Here is a 16,757-nt window from a genome sequence, read left to right as displayed (position 1 = left end):
GTGGGACGCTCGGCCTTCCCCGAGGGTTTACGCTCTTCCGGTTCATTAGGGGGCATGACCCAGTCGTGTCCTCGCCAGGCGGCCTTATCGCGCTGCGCGCAACGGTCTGTCGTTGGTTGAAGTTTTGCACACCCACCATATCCATGCGGATCTTTGTATGCGGACGGGGAACCATCACCGATTCACAACGGCCTCGGCGATAAGGTGCGTGCATGGTAAGTGAAACGAACTGCCTGTTCTGCAAGATCGTGGCCAAGGAGATTCCGGCCGAGGTCGTCCACGAAACCGACCGCACGTTGGCATTCCGCGACGTCAACCCGCAGGCGCCCACGCACGTCCTGGTGATTCCCAAAGATCATTATCCGACCGCCGCCGCCCTGGCCGCCGCCGACGACGGTCTGGCCGACGAGGTCCTGCAGGCCGCGCATGCCGTCGCCGAGCAGGAGGGCGTCGCCGAGCCGGGTTACCGGCTGGTGTTCAACACCGGTCTCGGGGCCGGTCAGACCGTCTTCCACGTGCACGGACACGTCCTCGGGGGACGCGACTTGACGTGGCCGCCCGGGTGAAAACCCGCAAGCATGATTGCGAGGATCGCGGATACGATGGCGTAGAAGTCCGACGCCTATATCTGGAGGCGAACAGGCCGTAAGGCCCGCCCATGTCCGAGACACACGATTCCAGCAGAACCCCACTGAAGTCCAACAGCCCCAGCCGGACACAGGCGAAGGTGGTGATTCCGGACGATCAGTCGATGGTCAGCCTGCTGGGCTCACGCGACGAGCTGCTGCGCGTCATCGAGGGGGCCTTCCGCGCCGACATCCACGTCCGGGGCAACGAGATCACCGTCACCGGCAGCCCCGAGGAGAGCAGCACGGTGGTGCGTCTCTTCGAGGAGATGTCCGAGCTGGTCCGCGGAGGCGCGCAGCTCACGGCCGACGCGGTCGAGCGCAGCATCGCCATGCTGCGGATGTCCTCCGATCGTCCCGCCGAGGTGCTCTCCCTCGACATCATCTCGTCGCGGGGCCGCACCATCCGCCCCAAGACGGTCAACCAGAAGCGCTACGTCGACGCGATCGACAAGTTCACGATCGTCTTCGGCCTCGGTCCTGCGGGCACGGGGAAGACCTACCTGGCCATGGCGAAGGCCGTCAGGGCCCTCCAGGAGAAGAAGGTCAACCGGATCATCCTCACCCGCCCCGCGGTGGAGGCCGGTGAGCGGCTCGGCTTCCTGCCCGGCACGCTCTACGAGAAGATCGACCCCTACCTCCGCCCGCTCTACGACGCGCTGCACGACATGCTCGACCCCGATTCGATCCCCCGGCTGATGGCCGCGGGCACGATCGAGGTGGCCCCCCTCGCCTACATGCGAGGTCGCACGCTCAACGACGCCTTCATCATCCTCGACGAGGCCCAGAACACCTCGCCGGAGCAGATGAAGATGTTCCTGACGCGGCTGGGCTTCAACTCGAAGATCGTCGTCACGGGCGACGTCACACAGGTCGACCTGCCCAGCGGCACGCTGAGCGGCCTGCGGGTCGTCCAGGAGATCCTCGACGGTGTGGGCGACATCCACTTCAGCCGTCTGACCAGCGCCGACGTCGTACGCCACAAGCTGGTGAGCGACATCGTCGACGCCTACGGGCGCTACGACGAGGCGCAGCGGGAGAACGCGGCGCAGCCGATCAAGGGCGTCGTCAAGCGCCCCCGGGGGAGAACATGAGCGCGACCGCGGCACTCGGTCGCGGTGAACGAGGAGCGGTGAGCGACCGATGAGCGGGGAGCGAGCCCGACGCAGTGCGTGGAGTGGGTCGCGAGGTACGAGTGGGCCGCGGAACGAGCGAGGAGCGGTGAGCGACCGATGAGCGGGGAGCGAGCCCGACGCAGTGCGTGGAGTGGGTCGCGAGGTACGAGTGGGCCGCGGAACGAGCGAGGAGCGGTGAGCGACCGATGAGCGGGGAGCGAGCCCGACGCAGTGCGTGGAGTGGGTCGCGAGGTACGAGTGGGCCGCGGAACGAGCGAGGAGCGGTGAGCGACCGATGAGCATCGAAGTCAACAACGAGTCGGGTGCCGAGGTCGACGAAGGTCTCATCGTCGCGCTGGCCGGGCACGTGCTGGAGCGGATGGGCATCAACCCGCTGGCCGAGCTGTCGATCCTGGTGGTCGACGAGGAGGCCATGGCGGTGCTGCACGAGCAGTGGATGGGTGAGCCCGGCCCGACCGACGTGCTCGCCTTCCCGATGGACGAGCTGCGTCCCGGGGCCGGTGCGGGAGCCCGGCAGGAGGGTGACGCGCCCGCCGACCCGGCGCTCCTGGGCGACGTGGTGCTCTGCCCGCAGGTGGCGGCCAAGCAGGCGGCCGAGGCGGGGCACAGCACCGAGGCGGAGCTGGAGATGCTCTGCACGCACGGCATCCTGCATCTGCTCGGCTACGACCACGCCGAGCCCGAGGAGCACAAGGAGATGTTCGGCCTGCAGGGCGAGCTTCTGGAGTCGTGGCAGGAGGTGCGCACCCAGCGGTGAACCTCGCCAACGGGTGGTTGTTCTCAGCCGTCGTCCTCGTGGTGGTCGGCGGTCTGATCGCCAGTGCGGAGACGGCCCTGACCCGTATCTCGCGGGTGCGGGCGGAGGAGTTCGTCCGTGAGGATCGCCGCGGCGCGGTGCGCCTGCAGGCCATCGTCGCGGACCCGCCGCGTTACCTGAACCTGCTGTTGCTGTTGCGGCTCAGCTGTGAGCTGCTCGCCACGGTGATCGCCACGCTGCTCTTCATCGACTGGCTCGGCGATCGCGGCTGGGCCTACACCGCCGCCGCGGCCGTCATGATCGTGATCAGTTATGTGATCGTCGGGGTCTCCCCCCGCACCCTGGGCCGCCAGCACGCGGAGCCGATAGCGCTGGCCAGTGCTCCTGTGGTGTACGGGCTGACCAGGATCTTCGGTCCCCTGCCGAAGCTGCTCATCCTGCTCGGCAACGCGGTGACCCCGGGCAAGGGCTTCCGGGAGGGGCCGTTCACCTCCGAGGCCGAGCTGCGTGACCTGGTCGATCTGGCCGAGGAGCGCAGGGTCATCGAGCCCGACGAGCGGGAGATGATCCACTCGGTCTTCGAGCTCGGCGACACCCTGGCCCGGGAGGTCATGGTGCCCCGCACCGACATGGTGTTCATCGAGCGCGGCAAGACGTTGAACCAGGCCTTGTCGCTCGCCCTGCGCAGCGGCTTCTCCCGGATCCCCGTGGTCGGTGAGAACGAGGACGACGTCATCGGCATCGTCTACCTCAAGGACGTCGCGCGCCGGGTGCAGGACGCCGGTGACGACGGACGCGCCGCGCAGGTGGAGTCGATCATGCGTCCGGCCACCTACGTGCCGGAGAGCAAGCCGATCGACCAGCTGCTGCGGGAGATGCAGGCCCGCCACATCCACCAGGCCATCGTCATCGACGAGTACGGCGGCACGGCCGGCCTGGTGACCATCGAGGACATCCTGGAGGAGATCGTCGGCGAGATAGCCGACGAGTACGACCAGGAGGTTCCCCGGGTCGAGCAGCTGGACGACGGTTCGGTCCGGGTGACCGCCCGGCTCCCGGTCGGTGACCTGGCCGATTTGTTCGACATCGAGCTTGAGGTCGACGACGTCGAGACCGTCGGCGGCTTGCTGGCGCACGCGTTGGGCCGGGTGCCGATCGCCGGATCCCAGGCGGTGGTGGAGGGGCTGAGCCTGACGGCGGAGAGCCTCGCCGGGCGCCGCAACCGGATCGGCACGGTTCTCGTCACCCGGACCGCTCCGGCCGAGCCCGACTCGGTCTCGGCCTCCGCCGAGCAGGGGTAGTCGTTGTCTCCGTCCGCGGGCCGCGCTTTTCCCGCAGTCGTGTCGTTGCGGGCTTTCCGGGTGGGAGGGGGAGGCTCGCCCGGTCGTCCGCGGAGCGGAGGACGGCGCGGGAGCCTCCCCAAGTCGTCTTCAAGTGGCCTGCAAGCGGGGTACGCCATCGTCGTCACTGGCACCCGGTCGCGCGGGTGTCAGTGGGGGGTTCCGGACGCCGGGAGGGGTTCGCGGTGTCGGAGCCGCCTCGCGGGGAGAAATGAGTTACGCAGGGCTCCGAGGCTGTCCTGCGTCGCTCGCTTGAGGGTGTTCTCGACCGTGAAGTGCGGTTGGGGGCACCCTTAGGCGTTTCTGGATGATTGCCGTTTTTGCCGAGCGGGAAGAACGTCGATCGGTGAGGGTGGGGTGCCTCGTACATGACATCGGGGGAATGGTCATGACGCGAATGATGGGTATTGTCGCTTTTCTTCCTTTATGTGGTTTTCTCGCGGCGATCTGCGCGGGATGCGGCGGCGGGGCCGGATACGGGGGCGGCGCCGACGCGAACGCGGAACGGGCCCGGCTGCGCGGACTCCTCGGCGAGGCGCGGAACCTGCCCGACGGATTCTCGGCCCGGCCGCGCGACGGGTGGCGCGCTCCGTTCCGGTCCGCCGACGAAGACTGCCGACTCGTCCTGGACGCCGCGGCGGCCGGGTCGGCGCAGGCGGTCGCGGGGGTACGGGTGGCCGTGACCTACCAGGGTGACCGGGTGGGGGAGCTGGCGGGGGTCGGCCTGACCTCCTACGCGGGGGACACCGCCGAACGGCGCTTCGCCGAGCTGACCAGGGCACTGGGCGACTGCGCCGTCGTCAAGGGGGGCGTAGCGGGCCGGAGCACCACCTTCACCGTCTCCCCGCTCGACCTGCGCGGAGTGGGCGGTGACGTGCAGGCGCGGCGGTTGAGCGGCCGGTTGAACGGATACCCCTACGAGATGCATCTGGTCTTCGCTCTCAGCGGCCACACCGTGGTCTCGCTCGTGCACACCGGGATGGCCGCCGTGGACGTCGAGCGCACCCGGCAGCTCACCCGCTTCCTGGTCGGCCGGACCGCGGCCTGAGGGCTCTTGAGGCGTCTTGAGGGCCTCAGGTGCAGCCAGGGGGGTTCAAGAGGCGCCGAGGGGTGTGGGGGTGCTTGAAAAGCCCGGAGAGGCCCGGAGAGGGGCGTCCGCCGGTTCGCGGCCGATCCGGCGCGGCCGATGTCGATCCGGTGCGGTGCGGTGCAGGCGACGTGGCGCGGGCGACGTGGCGCGGCCGAGCCCGTGCCCCCGTCGCCGTGGCCGGTGGGGGCTGAATACCCTTGGACTGTGAGTGACGCGACCCTCGACCCCGAGGACAACAAGATCATCGTTCTGGCCCGATCCGCCCGTGCCCGCAACGGTGCCGCGGAGGGTGCGGCCGTACGCGACGAGACCGGCCGGACGTACGCGGCGACGAACGTGGCGCTGCCCTCGTTGACGCTTTCGGCGCTTCAGGTCGCCGTGGCGATGGCCGTGTCCAGCGGTGCCGAGTCGCTGGAGGCCGCGGCGCTGGTCACCGCGGGGGAGGGGCCCGCCGAGGCCGACGCGCGGGCGGTCAGGGAGATGGGCGGCACTACCCTGCTGGTGGCGGGCCCCGACGGCACGCTGCGCCGGGGCTGAGCGGGCACGCTGCGTCAGAGTCGAGGCCGGTATCGGGGACAATGGGTGACGTGAGTTCCTCAGCCGCTGATTTCCATGCCGGATTCGCCTGCTTCGTCGGCAGGCCCAACGTCGGCAAGTCCACGCTGATGAACGCGTTGGTCGGCACCAAGGTGGCGATCACCTCGTCCAAACCGCAGACGACCCGCCGGGTCATCCGCGGCATCGTGCACCGCCCCGACTCCCAGCTCGTCATCGTCGACACACCGGGCCTGCACCGCCCCCGCACCCTGCTCGGTGAGCGGCTGGACAGCCTCGTGCTGTCCACCCTCACCGAGGTGGACGTGATCGGCTTCTGCGTGCCCGCGAACGAGCCCGTCGGCAAGGGAGATCGGTTCATCGCCGAGAAGCTCGCCGGCGTCAAGAAGACGCCGGTCGTCGCCGTGGTGACCAAGTGCGACCTGGCGACCCGTGACCAGATCGCCGCGCAACTGCTCGCGGTCTCCGGGCTTGCCGAGTTCGAGGATGTCGTCCCGGTGTCGGCGCAGTCGGGGGAGCAGCTCGACGTGCTGTCCGGCGTGCTCGTCCGGCACCTGCCGGAGAGCCCGCCGTTGTACGAGGGCGGGCAGCTCACCGACGAGCCCGAGCAGGTGCTCGTGGGCGAGCTGATCCGCGAGGCGGCCCTTGAGGGCGTCCGCGACGAGCTGCCGCACTCGATCGCGGTCGTCGTCGACGAGATGCTGCCCAGGGAGGGTCGCGACGACCTGCTCGACATCTACGCGCACATGTTCGTCGAACGGCCGTCGCAGAAAGCCATCGTGATCGGGCACAAGGGCTCCCGGCTCAAGGAGGTCGGCACCCGCGCACGCAAGCAGATCGAGGCGCTTCTCGGCACCCGGGTCTACCTCGACCTGCGCATCAGCGTCGCCAAGGACTGGCAGCGCGACCCCAAGCAGCTGCGCCGCCTCGGCTTCTACGACTGACCGGCGGGTGGCGTCCGGCGTTCCCCCGCCTCATCCCCGCCCCCCGCCTCCCGGTTCTCCACGACCGGCCGGCACCGGACCTCCCCCGGCGCCGGCCGGTCGTTCTGTTCTCCGCATGTGTCCGCGACGTCTCGCGCACTTGTTTTCGACTGAACAGTTGTTTACTGTACTGAACATGTGTTCAGCACGTGACGAACGGACCGCGCGGGCGATCATCCGCGACCGGGCCCTGGAGTTGTTCGCCGCCCACGGGCCCGCCCAGGTGACCGTCCGCCGGATCGCGGCGGCGGCGGGAGTGTCACCCGCGCTCGTCATCCATCACTTCGGTTCCAAGGAGGGGTTGCGCGCCGCGGTGGACGAGCACGTCTCCTCGATCTTCGACGGGTTGCTGGAGCGGGCGGCCGGCGGCGGGCTCGACACCTCCGACGGGGCGTCCTTCGCCCAGGCGCTGCTGCGGGAGCTGCCGCCCGGCTCGCCCGTCCCCGCGTACCTGCGCCGGCTGTTGTTGTCGGACGACCCGGCGGGCACCGGGGTGTTCCGCCGCTGGTTCGAGGTCAGCCGGGCGACGGTCGAGGAGCTCGCCGCGGCCGGGGTCATGGCGCGGGGCCGGGATCCCGAGGTCCGGGCGGCCTTCGTCATGGTCAACGACCTGGTGCTGCTCCTGGTCCGCGAGCAGCTCGCCGACGTGCTGGGCACCGATCCCCTCGGGCCGGAGGGAGCCGCCCGGTGGGCCGAGGAGGCGCTGGCCGTCTACCGCGACGGGCTTTTCACCCGTGAAGGAGAACCGGAATGAGAGTTCTGATCTGTGGGGCCGGGATAGCCGGTCTCACGCTGGCCTGGTGGCTGCGGCGGGCGGGCGCCGAGGTGACCGTGGTGGAGAAGGCGACCGGGCCGCGCAGCGACGGCTACATGATCGATTTCTTCGGCTCCGGCTACGACGTGGCCGAGCGGATGGGAATCCTCGACGCCCTGGGCGAGGTGGCCGCCGACATCACCGAGCTGACCTACGCCGATCGGCACGGCCGGCGGAGCGGCGGCCTGTGTTACGCCTCCTTCACGGCCATGCTCGACGGCCGGGTGTTGAGCCTCATGCGCGGCGACCTGGAGGCGACCCTGCGCTCGGCGCTCGACGACGGCACCGAGATCCGGTACGGCACCAGCGTCTCGGCGGTCCGCGACGTCCCGGGCGGGGTGGACGTCGAGCTGACCGACGGTGACGTGCGCCGGGCCGACGTGCTGGTCGGCGCCGACGGAATCCACTCCGTCGTACGGAGACTGGTCTTCGGCCCGGAGGAGGGGTTCCTGCACCCGCTGGGCTACCACACCGCCTCCTACCTGTTCGATGACGCCGAGCTGGCCGAGGAGGTCGGCCGCCGGTTCCTGCTGGTGGGTGTGCCCGGTCGTCAGGCCGGGCTGTACCCGACGCGAAGCGGCGCGCTGGCGGCATCCCTCGTCCACGCCTCAGCCGCGACGGGGCCGCCGGCTCGCCCGCGCGCCGAGGTCCTGGCCGCCTATCGTGGACTGGGCCCGATGATCGACCGGGTGCTGGCGCACTGTCCGGAGGACCCCTACTACGACCGTGTCGCCCAGATCCGGATGCCCGGCTGGAGCAAGGGCCGGGTGACTCTGCTCGGTGACGCCGCCCACGCGGTGTCGCTGATGGCGGGGCAGGGCTCGTCGATGGCGATGGGCGGGGCGTACACGCTGGCCACCGAGCTGCTCGGGGCCGGCGTCGAGGCCGCCCTCGACCGCTACGAGCGGCGGATGCGACCGTTCGCCCTGGACAAGCAGCGGAGCGGACGCAACACCGCCGAATGGATGGTCCCGCACCGGGCCTGGCGGATCACCGTGCGCAACCGCCTGTTCGGCCTCGCCGAGCTGCCCGGCGGGACCGCCGTCATGGGCCGCGGGCTCAAGCGCCTGGGCTCCAGTGTGGTCACCGCGGCGAAATGACCTGCAAGGCCCCGGTCCGGAAGGCCCCGGTCCGGCGGCCGCAGGTCCGAAGGCCCCGGTCCGGGAGCCGCCGCGGCTCGGCGGCGGCTCCCGTGGAGCGGTGAGGACCGGGGTGGTGGTCCTCACCGGAGTGCTCAGCGCATCCGGAAGGTGGTGAGCACCGCCGCGTGGTCGGAGGTCCACGCGTTGTCGGCATGGCCGGGGACGGGGGCCGGGGTGCCCTCGACCAGGGTGCGGGAGTCCAGCACCCGGAGCCTCCCGGCGTAGTGCACGAAGTCGATGCGGTCCTGCGGCTCGGGCTCGCCCTTGTGGCCGTCGTGGCCGTAGCCGCCGGTGAAGGTCGGGTAGACCGGCGACCAGGTGGTGCCGGGGGCGGCGACCGGGTCGGGGTGTGCGACGCGGAAGGAGTCCTTCAGACCGGCCTTCTCCGGCAGCACCGAGGCGGGCCAGGGCACGGAGCCGTACCCGCAGCGCCGGACGGTGTCGGTCCAGTCGAGGTGGGACGGGGCGTTGAAGTCGCCGACCAGCAGGACCGGAGTCCGCCGGGCGGCGGCCAGGTCGGCCTTCATCGCGCCGAGGATCGCGGTGATCTGCGGGGTGCGTCCGGAGGAGACCTCGTTGGCCAGCAGCTGCTCACGGGTCATCTTGCCGAAGCAGGCGTCGTAGGGTCCGTAGGGCGAGTGGCCGAGGTGCACGTTCCAGACGGAGACCTCCTGGTCGCGCCGGTCGTCGAGCCGGACCCTGACGTTGACCGCGGGCAGGCCCGACTCCGACGGCAGCGGACCGCGACCGGTGATCGGATAGCGGCTGACGACGCCCAGGTCGGGCCCCGCCTGGAAGTGGTCCCAGCCCAGCGCCTCGGCCAGCTCCCTGGCCGAGGTGGAGGAGGTCTCCTGCATGCCCACCACGTCCACGTCGTGGTCGAGCAGGAACTTCAGCTGCTTGTCACGGGAGCCGTTGACCCGGCTGCCGCCGTGCCAGAGGTTCCAGCTCATCGCCTTGAGCTCGGGCACCAGCCTGGTGCCCGGCACCTTGACCTCGATCGTGGCGGTCGCCGACGTGACCTGCCCGGCGCCGTTGCGCGCCTCGATCCGCACGGCCGCGGGGCGGAGCGCGTCAGACACGCGCGGGGTACCGGTGACCGAACCGTCCGTGCCAACCGTCACCCAGCGGGGCCCGGAGACCTTGTGGAACGTCAGCCCCGCGGTGTCGCCGCGGACGAGCCCGCCGACGGTCGCCGCGTACGGCTTCAGCGCGCGGGCGTTGCGCAGCGGGATGTCGTCGTTGACGAAGCGCGGGGGCCGGGGGTCGGTGAGCTTCAGCTTGACCGGCCGGGCGAGCCAGGCGTAGCCGTCCTTGGCCAGGGCGTAGGCGACGTAGTCGCCGGGTTCGAGGCCGTCGGTGGGCAGCGTCGCGGTGCCCGACCCCTTGGGGATGTAGACCCACTTGAGGGAGGAACCGACGTAGGTCTCATTGACCGGGCCGTTGCCGGGGTCGGTGTACAGGCCGATCCAGTTCTTGGGGTCGGGTCGGGGGGTGGAGTAGGTCAGGGTGATCGGCTCGCCGACCTTCACCGATGCCGAGGCGAGGCTCAGCGTTCCGTCCGCCTCGGCCGTGGCGGGGGTGATCGACAGGCCGAGTGCCAGTACGGCTGTCGCCACCATGAGTGACCGGCGCATCCAGGCTCCTTGTGTGGTTCTTGAGGCGGGACAAGCCTGGAGTGCTCCGGTGAAGACGTGGTGTATGACAGCTGTCGTTCTTATTGCGCGCACCGGAAAGCTATTGCTGCTGCTCACAAGCTTTGTAGCGAGCCAGTTGTCTGTACAGGTGCGCGCAATCTGGCGATGCTGACCGGTTTTCGTGCGGGTCCTGATGGTTTGTGGTTCACCGTCTGGTCCGGTTCTCCCGGGCGGGAGAACCGTTCGATCACTTGTTGGTGAAGGGTCTCCCCTTCGCCGCCCGCGGCGGCATAGCCTGCCTGACAAACGGAGTCCGGGGGTGTCATGACGGAGAAACCTGCGGACGGGGGAGCGCAGACGGAGGAGGCCGCGGCCTCCGGGCGGAGACCGGAGCGGGAGCCCGGCTCCCCGTCCGGTGCCGAGGCGGTCCGGCGCGAGCGGGGGCGTGAGCCCGACGACCGGTCGCGGTACGAGGACGACGAGTACGGGCACGAGGACGACGACCGGCGTGACCGGTGGCGGGACGACGATCATGAGTACCGCACCCCGGAACCTCCGGGTTCCGGGGTGCGTCCGCGTCGTGTCCGCCGGTTCCGGTTGGCCGCGTGGGTCATGTTGATCCTCGCCGCGGTCGTCGTCGGTGTGTCCGTGGTCTGGGTGAACGGCCCGCCCACCGAGGCGGAGCTGCGGGAGAAGGCGGGCCTGTTCAACAAGGAGAGGCTCCGGATCGGCGTGAAGTCCGACACCCCGGGCATCGCCCTGCAGGAGCAGGGCGGTCGGCGGATCTTCGAGGGCTTCGACATCCAGATCGCCTACATGGTCGCCGCGGATCTGGGATTCCCGCCGGACAAGGTCGACTTCCTGGCCATCGAGACCGAGGACCGGGCACGCATGCAGGCGCTGGACGACAACGGGCGGTTCGTCAAGGTGGACCTCGTGGTCGCCACCTTCAGCGTCACACCCGCCCGCAAGGCCGACCCGTCCGTCGGCTTCTCCACGCCCTACCTGTTCACCGAGCAGTCGGTGGTGACCACGTCCGACCACCCCGGCAGCATCACCTCGCTGGGACAGCTGGAGGGCAAGAAGGTGTGCACGCTCGGCACCTCCACCTCCGAGAGCGAGTTGTCCAGGGCGACCCGGGCCGTCATCACCGGCAAGAACCTGCTCAGCGACTGCGTACAGGGGCTCAAGGACGGCGAGTTCGACGCGGTGACCACCGACGCGGCACTCCTGGCCGGGTTCGTCGCGCAGTCGGACGGCAAGCTCCGCCATCACGACATCGCGCTGGAGAAGACCGAGATGTGGGCGGTCAACGTCGGCTCCAACAACGCGCTGCGCACCCTGGTCGACCTGTCGCTCTACCGCTCCTACGCCGACCCCCACGACCAGCGCTGGGAGCAGGCGTACCGGACCCACCTCGATCCGCTGCTGTCGGCCAGCCCGCGCGTGAACGTGGCGCAGGCGGAGCAGCCGTGTGCCCTCCCCCCGCCGGTGCGCCGCTGGCCCTGGGAGCGGACTCTCCCCGTCCAGGAGTGCCCGTCCCGGTGAAGACCGACCGGGGCCGGGAGGACGACGCGCGGGAGGGGGACGGGCGGAACGACCCGCCCGCCGGGCGCGTCAGGCGGGTCAAGGACGCGCCGAGGAACCAGGAGTGGCTGCTCACGCTGCTGCCCGCCTTCCCCCTCGTGCTGCTGGTGATGCGGCTGTGGTACGCCAGCAGGCAGGACACCCAGACGCTGCTCCTGCTCGTGCAGACCATCAGTCCGCTGGGCCTGCTGAGCGCGGTCCTGCTGACCACCGTGTGGGTCCTGCCCGCGCTCGTCCTCGGCGGACGCCTGCTCGGCACCCTGCACTGGCTCAGCACCGGCCGCTCCTCGTGGCTGGTCCGCGCCGCCGAGCGGCTTCCCGGCTGGGTCGTGGTCCTGAGCGTCGTCGTCGGGCTGTGCACCTGGCAGCTGCGCTTCCTGCCGACGCTGGCGATGATGTCGCTGGCCGTGGCGGGCCTGACGGTGCGCGACCGGTATCCCGGCCACGAAGGGCTCCGGGCGGTCGTCTGCTACGCGCTGCCGGTGGCCGTGGCGGTGCTGTCCTACGTGCTGCTCTGGCCGGCCGTCGTCGCCGCGTTCACCGCGCGGGACGTGGCCACCGCGATCCTGCTCACGCTCCCGCCGGGGCTCGGGGTGCTGCTGACCGGCCCGGTGCCCGGGGCGTCCGCCGGAGTGCTGACGCACGGCATCGCGATCGGGATGTCGGTGATCACGCCGTTCCTGGTCGGCGTGGTGGTGATGAAGGCGCCGATCCTCCCGCTGATCGCGTTGCAGATCGAGGAGAGAGAAGCCCAGGAGGTGGTCGTGGGCTACCTGGTCGCCAGTGACGATCAGATGTCCACGGTTCTCGGCCGAGAGGGTGCCGTACGCTTCATCTCGAACGACCGGATCCGGTCGAGGGTGCTGTGCCCCGACCCCGGCGAGGTGCCCAGGACGTGGGTGAACCTGCACGGCTGGTACGTCGAGCAGAGCGTGCTGTCCTGGCTGGCCCCGACCGCGCAGCCGGAGCCGGTGGACCAGCGGTGCCAGGGCCGCGCCGTCGACGACCCCGTGTCCGGCTGACGCCCGCCGTCGCCCGGCCCGCCGTCACCGCCCGCCTCGCCGTCACCGCCCGCCCTGCCGTCATCGCCCGTCCGGCCGGCTGAGGCACGCCGCCGCGTGGCTCGCCGGGCGGCTACTGCCGGTAGCCCTCGACCTCGTCGATGGGGCGGGGAGCCGCGGCGTCGGGGTCGTCACCGAACTCGCGGCGTGCGCGACGCTGCCTGAGCAGGTCCCAGGCCTGGTCGAGGGCTTCTTCGATGTTCCTGATCCGGTTGTTCTCCTCGTGGGAGGAGATCGAGTGCGCGGCGAGCCTTTGCCGCAGCTCCCGTTCCTCGGCGATGAGCTCATTGATGTGGGTGAGGATGTCGCGATCCTTCATATCCGTTCCCCCTGTCAGAGTTCTTTTGGACTGTATCGGATCAGCCGCGGCCGCCTCCGGTAGGCCGGGTCGGGCGTGCCACCGTCGCGCAGGTGACCCTTCCGGCTATGGCCGAGGCCGACGGAGACCGGCGGAGACCAGCGTGTTCCGCTATGTGAGACCGCGGCTCAAGCATCGGAAGGCGTCTGCTAACGTGCTATGCATGCTGCGCGGGCTGCTTCTTAGCTGCCGCGACGAGGGCCTGTAGAGGCCGGCCCCCTCGTCGCGGAGCGAGTCATGCGCGTCGGCCGCGATTGTTTTCCAGTCGAGGAGCCTTGCATGTATTCGCAGCAGCAGCCCAGCCCCATGCCGTTCCACCGCTATCAGCCTTTCCAGCCGGTCAAGCTGACCGACCGCACCTGGCCCGACAAGGTCATCGACAAGGCCCCCCGGTGGTGCGCGGTCGACCTGCGTGACGGCAACCAGGCGCTGATCGACCCGATGGACTCCCACCGCAAGCTCAAGATGTTCGAGCTGCTGGTGAAGATGGGTTACAAGGAGATCGAGGTCGGCTTCCCCGCCGCCTCGCAGACCGACTTCGACTTCGTACGGCAGATCATCGAAGAGGGCCTGATCCCCGACGACGTCGTGATCCAGGTCCTGACCCAGGCCAGGGCCGAGCTGATCGAGCGCACCTTCGAGTCGCTGCGCGGGGCCAAGCAGGCCATCGTGCACCTGTACAACTCCACCTCCACCCTCCAGCGCCGGGTCGTCTTCGGCCAGGACCGCGAGGGCATCACCGCGATCGCGGTCGAGGGCGCCAGGCTCTGCAAGAAGCTGGCCGCCGAGATGGACGACACGGAGATCTACTTCCAGTACTCCCCGGAGTCCTTCACCGGCACTGAACTGGAGTACGCCGTCGAGGTGTGCAACGCGGTCAACGACGTCTGGCAGCCCACCCCCGATCGCAAGGTGATCGTCAACCTGCCCGCCACGGTCGAGATGGCCACCCCGAACGTCTACGCCGACCAGATCGAGTGGATGAACCGGCACCTGGCCTACCGCGACTCGATCGTGCTGTCGCTGCACCCGCACAACGACCGGGGCACCGCCGTGGCCGCCGCCGAGCTGGGCTACATGGCCGGGGCCGACCGGATCGAGGGCTGCCTGTTCGGCAACGGCGAGCGCACCGGAAACGTGTGCCTGGTCACCCTGGGCATGAACCTCTTCTCCCAGGGCGTCGACCCCGAGGTCGACATCTCCGACATCGATGAGATCCGCCGGATCACCGAGTACTGCAACCAGCTGCCCGTGCACCCCCGCCACCCCTGGGGCGGCGAGCTGGTCTACACCGCCTTCTCCGGTTCCCACCAGGACGCCATCAAGAAGGGCTTCGAGCACCTGGAGCGCGACGCCGCCGCCGCGGGGGTCCCGGTCGACGACTTCACCTGGGCGGTGCCGTACCTGCCGATCGACCCCAAGGACATCGGCCGCACCTACGAGGCGGTCATCCGGGTCAACAGCCAGTCCGGCAAGGGCGGGGTCGCCTACATCATGAAGGCCGACCACCAACTGGACCTGCCACGCCGCCTGCAGATCGAGTTCTCCCGCACCGTCCAGGCCCGCACCGACGCCACGGGCGGCGAGGTCAGCCCGGAGCGGATGTGGGAGATCTTCACCGACGAGTATCTGCCGAACCCGGCCAGCCCGTGGGGCCGGCTGGGCCTGCTCGCGCACCGCACCACCTCCCGGGGCGACGGCGAGGACGCCATCAGCGCCGACCTGCGCGTCGAGGGTGAGATCCGCGAGGTCGAGGGCGTCGGCAACGGCCCCATCTCCGCCTTCTGCGACGCCCTGTCCAAGGTCGGCGTCGAGGTGCGCGTCCTCGACTACGCCGAGCACGCCCTGAGCGCCGGAACCGACGCCAAGGCCGCCTCCTACATCGAGTGCGAGATCGACGGCCGGAGCCTCTGGGGCGTCGGCATCGACGCCAACACCACCACCGCCGCGCTCAGGGCCGTCATCTCCGCCGTCAATCGCGTCAACCGCGCCGACCACTAGGAGACCGCGGGAGACCACGGCCGCGACGCGGCCACCGCAAGCCCACCGAGCTGCGCCGCCCGGCACGACCTGCCGGAGTCACGGCGCCCGACGACAGCCCACAAGGCATCCGTGTCGTGCACCCGACCGCGTCCGCGTGAACCTCGCGCGGGCGCGGTCGCGTCATGGGTGAACCGGTCGCGTCATGGGCAGGCCGGTCGGCTCATGGGCGGGCCGGTCGGCGAGAGATGATCTGGGTGAGCGACACGGCGGGAGACGACCGCCGTGCCGCGTGTGACATGGCCCGGATATGGAGAGGCGCGGCATGAGCGGACGGCGGGGCAACTGGGCTGGCAACATCACCTACGGCGCCGCGCGGTTCCACCGCCCCGGCAGTGTCGAGGAGCTGTGTGAGCTGGTCGCCGGGAGCCGTGCCGTGCGGGCGCTCGGCACACGGCACTCCTTCAACGAGATCGCCGACTGCCCCGGCGGTGACGCCGTCTCACTGGACGGTCTGCCCGGGGCGCCGGAGCTCGATCCAGCACGCGGCACGGTCACGGTCGGCGCCGGGACGCGCTACGGCGAGCTGAGCCGGTGGTTGCACGGCGAGGGCCACGCGCTGCGCAATCTCGGCTCGTTGCCGCACATCTCGGTCGCCGGTGCCTGCGCCACCGCCACCCACGGTTCCGGTGACGCGAACGGCAACCTGGCGACCGCGGTGGCCGCCGTCGAACTCGTCACCGCGGACGGCGAACTCGTCACCCTGAGCCGGGAGAAGGACGGCGACCGTTTCGCCGGAGCCGCGGTCGCCCTCGGCGCGCTGGGCGTCGTGACCCGGCTCACCCTGGACGTGGTCCCGGCCTTCGAGGTGCGGCAGTACGTCTACGAGAACCTGCCGTGGGAGAGCCTGGAGGAGCACTTCGACGAGATCACGTCCGCCGCGTACAGCGTGAGCCTGTTCACCGGCTGGCGCGGCCGGGTGATCGACCAGGTGTGGGTGAAACGGCGTGCGGGCGACTCCGGGGTGTGGGAGCCCACACCCCGCTGGCTGGGTGCCGTCGCCGCCACCGCCGACCTGCACCCGCTGCCGGGCATGCCCGCCGTCAACTGCACCGCCCAGCTCGGCGTGCCCGGCCCGTGGTACGACCGGCTGCCGCACTTCCGCCTGGACTTCACCCCCAGCAGCGGGGAGGAGTTGCAGTCGGAGTACCTGCTGCCGCGCCGCCACGCGCTCGCCGCGCTCCGCGCGCTGGACGGGATCAGGGACGTCGTGGCTTCGGTGCTGCAGGTGTCGGAGATCCGCACCGTCGCCGCGGACGACCTGTGGCTGAGCCCCGCGTACCGGGAGGACGTGGTGGGTGTCCACTTCACCTGGAAGAAGAACTGGCCGGCCGTGCGCCGGGTGCTCGGCGTGGTGGAGGAGGCACTGGAGCCCTTCGAGGCACGCCCGCACTGGGGCAAGCTCTTCACGACGCCCACGGGGATGGTGCGTTCCCGGTACGCGCGGCTTGGCGACTTCCGGGAGCTGGCGGTCGAGTACGACCCGGCGGGGAAGTTCCGCAACCCGTTCGTCGACGACCTGCTGTTCGGCGGGGAACACCGGGGTTGAGGGCGTGCCGGTGGTCGTCTCACCGATGGCGCCGGACGCCTCCCGCGATGCGGCGAGGGAAGGGGCCGGACTGCGTTGGGCG

Annotated in this window: 15 protein-coding genes; 13 read left to right on the top strand and 2 right to left on the bottom strand. The window is 70.3% G+C overall.

Annotated elements, in window-relative coordinates:
- Positions 1 to 212 precede the first annotated feature (212 nt).
- The 9 genes from F4562_RS08715 to F4562_RS08675 all read left to right on the top strand — a co-directional run bounded on the left by F4562_RS08715 (position 213) and on the right by F4562_RS08675 (position 8,401).
- Positions 213 to 566: a histidine triad nucleotide-binding protein gene (locus F4562_RS08715; protein ID WP_184542408.1), complete on the top strand. Its 354-nt coding sequence runs from the start codon at positions 213 to 215 to the stop codon at positions 564 to 566.
- 92 nt (positions 567 to 658) lie between these two features.
- Positions 659 to 1,720 carry a PhoH family protein gene (locus F4562_RS08710; RefSeq protein WP_184542406.1) on the top strand — a complete coding sequence of 354 codons (1,062 nt, stop codon included), beginning with the start codon at positions 659 to 661 and terminating at the stop codon, positions 1,718 to 1,720.
- A gap of 316 nt (positions 1,721 to 2,036) precedes the next feature.
- Positions 2,037 to 2,519 (top strand): rRNA maturation RNase YbeY, encoded by a 483-nt coding sequence (gene ybeY / locus F4562_RS08705; protein ID WP_184542404.1) that lies wholly within the window; start codon positions 2,037 to 2,039, stop codon positions 2,517 to 2,519.
- Positions 2,516 to 3,820, top strand: a complete 1,305-nt coding sequence (locus F4562_RS08700; protein ID WP_184542402.1) for a hemolysin family protein — start codon at positions 2,516 to 2,518, stop codon at positions 3,818 to 3,820. The genes ybeY and F4562_RS08700 overlap by 4 nt, the downstream gene beginning before the upstream one ends.
- A 427-nt stretch (positions 3,821 to 4,247) precedes the next feature.
- The gene (locus F4562_RS08695) at positions 4,248 to 4,907 is read left to right on the top strand and encodes a hypothetical protein (RefSeq protein WP_184542400.1); all 660 of its coding nucleotides are present in this window, start codon (positions 4,248 to 4,250) and stop codon (positions 4,905 to 4,907) included.
- A gap of 246 nt (positions 4,908 to 5,153) precedes the next feature.
- On the top strand, positions 5,154 to 5,486 hold the full coding sequence (locus F4562_RS08690) for a cytidine deaminase-like protein (protein ID WP_184542398.1): 333 nt from the start codon (positions 5,154 to 5,156) through the stop codon (positions 5,484 to 5,486).
- Positions 5,487 to 5,527: 41 nt separating this feature from the next.
- The gene (gene era, locus F4562_RS08685) at positions 5,528 to 6,448 is read left to right on the top strand and encodes a GTPase Era (protein WP_184542396.1); all 921 of its coding nucleotides are present in this window, start codon (positions 5,528 to 5,530) and stop codon (positions 6,446 to 6,448) included.
- A gap of 175 nt (positions 6,449 to 6,623) precedes the next feature.
- Positions 6,624 to 7,241, top strand: a complete 618-nt coding sequence (locus F4562_RS08680; RefSeq protein ID WP_184542394.1) for a TetR/AcrR family transcriptional regulator — start codon at positions 6,624 to 6,626, stop codon at positions 7,239 to 7,241.
- Complete coding sequence (locus F4562_RS08675) at positions 7,238 to 8,401, top strand: FAD-dependent oxidoreductase (RefSeq protein WP_184542392.1); 1,164 nt, start codon at positions 7,238 to 7,240, stop codon at positions 8,399 to 8,401. Before F4562_RS08680 ends, F4562_RS08675 begins: the two co-directional genes overlap by 4 nt.
- A 134-nt stretch (positions 8,402 to 8,535) precedes the next feature.
- On the opposite strand, the gene F4562_RS34175 is transcribed toward F4562_RS08675, so the two are convergent.
- Positions 8,536 to 10,080, bottom strand: a complete 1,545-nt coding sequence (locus F4562_RS34175; protein WP_221207093.1) for an endonuclease/exonuclease/phosphatase family protein — start codon at positions 10,078 to 10,080, stop codon at positions 8,536 to 8,538.
- Between the two features lie 324 nt (positions 10,081 to 10,404).
- Here F4562_RS34175 and F4562_RS08665 point away from each other — a divergent pair, with 324 nt between their 5' ends.
- Together F4562_RS08665 and F4562_RS08660 are read left to right on the top strand one after the other, a co-directional pair.
- Positions 10,405 to 11,628 carry a transporter substrate-binding domain-containing protein gene (locus F4562_RS08665; RefSeq protein ID WP_184542390.1) on the top strand — a complete coding sequence of 408 codons (1,224 nt, stop codon included), beginning with the start codon at positions 10,405 to 10,407 and terminating at the stop codon, positions 11,626 to 11,628.
- A complete protein-coding gene (locus F4562_RS08660; RefSeq protein ID WP_184542388.1) occupies positions 11,625 to 12,689 on the top strand; it encodes a hypothetical protein in 1,065 nt (354 codons plus the stop codon). The genes F4562_RS08665 and F4562_RS08660 overlap by 4 nt, the downstream gene beginning before the upstream one ends.
- A 112-nt stretch (positions 12,690 to 12,801) precedes the next feature.
- Here F4562_RS08660 and F4562_RS08655 read toward each other — a convergent pair whose 3' ends face one another.
- Positions 12,802 to 13,047 carry a DUF2630 family protein gene (locus F4562_RS08655; protein ID WP_184542386.1) on the bottom strand — a complete coding sequence of 82 codons (246 nt, stop codon included), beginning with the start codon at positions 13,045 to 13,047 and terminating at the stop codon, positions 12,802 to 12,804.
- Between the two features lie 318 nt (positions 13,048 to 13,365).
- On the opposite strand from F4562_RS08655, the gene leuA reads away from it, so the two are divergent.
- Complete coding sequence (leuA, locus tag F4562_RS08650) at positions 13,366 to 15,087, top strand: 2-isopropylmalate synthase (RefSeq protein WP_184542384.1); 1,722 nt, start codon at positions 13,366 to 13,368, stop codon at positions 15,085 to 15,087.
- A gap of 304 nt (positions 15,088 to 15,391) precedes the next feature.
- Positions 15,392 to 16,675 carry an FAD-binding protein gene (locus F4562_RS08645; protein ID WP_184542382.1) on the top strand — a complete coding sequence of 428 codons (1,284 nt, stop codon included), beginning with the start codon at positions 15,392 to 15,394 and terminating at the stop codon, positions 16,673 to 16,675.
- The last annotated feature ends 82 nt before the right edge of the window (positions 16,676 to 16,757 follow it).

Source organism: Streptosporangium becharense, assembly GCF_014204985.1.
Classification (GTDB): Bacteria; Actinomycetota; Actinomycetes; order Streptosporangiales; family Streptosporangiaceae; genus Streptosporangium; species Streptosporangium becharense.
Note: the sequence above shows the minus strand (reverse complement) of the source record. Positions and strands in the feature narration are given on the sequence as shown.

Coding starts and splice junctions, on each gene's coding strand:
- F4562_RS08680 (WP_184542394.1), top strand. CDS start 6,624: ATGTGTTCAGCACGTGACGAACGGACCGCGCGGGCGATCATCCGCGAC.
- leuA (WP_184542384.1), top strand. CDS start 13,366: ATGTATTCGCAGCAGCAGCCCAGCCCCATGCCGTTCCACCGCTATCAG.
- F4562_RS08695 (WP_184542400.1), top strand. CDS start 4,248: ATGACGCGAATGATGGGTATTGTCGCTTTTCTTCCTTTATGTGGTTTT.
- F4562_RS08715 (WP_184542408.1), top strand. CDS start 213: ATGGTAAGTGAAACGAACTGCCTGTTCTGCAAGATCGTGGCCAAGGAG.
- F4562_RS08710 (WP_184542406.1), top strand. CDS start 659: ATGTCCGAGACACACGATTCCAGCAGAACCCCACTGAAGTCCAACAGC.
- F4562_RS08675 (WP_184542392.1), top strand. CDS start 7,238: ATGAGAGTTCTGATCTGTGGGGCCGGGATAGCCGGTCTCACGCTGGCC.
- F4562_RS08645 (WP_184542382.1), top strand. CDS start 15,392: ATGAGCGGACGGCGGGGCAACTGGGCTGGCAACATCACCTACGGCGCC.
- F4562_RS08655 (WP_184542386.1), bottom strand. CDS start 13,047: ATGAAGGATCGCGACATCCTCACCCACATCAATGAGCTCATCGCCGAG.
- era (WP_184542396.1), top strand. CDS start 5,528: ATGGGTGACGTGAGTTCCTCAGCCGCTGATTTCCATGCCGGATTCGCC.
- F4562_RS08665 (WP_184542390.1), top strand. CDS start 10,405: ATGACGGAGAAACCTGCGGACGGGGGAGCGCAGACGGAGGAGGCCGCG.
- ybeY (WP_184542404.1), top strand. CDS start 2,037: ATGAGCATCGAAGTCAACAACGAGTCGGGTGCCGAGGTCGACGAAGGT.
- F4562_RS34175 (WP_221207093.1), bottom strand. CDS start 10,080: ATGCGCCGGTCACTCATGGTGGCGACAGCCGTACTGGCACTCGGCCTG.